Below are 201 nucleotides of genomic sequence, written 5' to 3'. Positions count from 1 at the left end.
TGTAGATCTCCATATTGCGCTGATAAATCTGGCGCATGCGTCGGATATGACGATGGTAATGCCCCTCGCGCACGAAGGTGGCGGCCGCCAGTTGCGTGGCAGGAACGTTGGTGCCAATGACGGCGTACTTCATGTGCAGCAGTTTGTTGTAATAGCGACCGGGAACCACCCAACCGACGCGCAGACCGGGGGCGACGGATT

General features: G+C 58.2%; 1 pseudogene. It reads right to left on the bottom strand.

Annotation, left to right across the window (positions count from 1 at the left end):
- Positions 1-201, bottom strand: a pseudogene (locus FDX22_RS15950) (GntR family transcriptional regulator); the annotation flags it as partial.

This window comes from Citrobacter sp. TBCS-14, from assembly GCF_005280805.1.
In the GTDB taxonomy this organism is placed as follows: domain Bacteria; phylum Pseudomonadota; class Gammaproteobacteria; order Enterobacterales; family Enterobacteriaceae; genus Citrobacter; species Citrobacter gillenii.
This window is presented reverse-complemented; position numbering and strand designations above follow the sequence as displayed.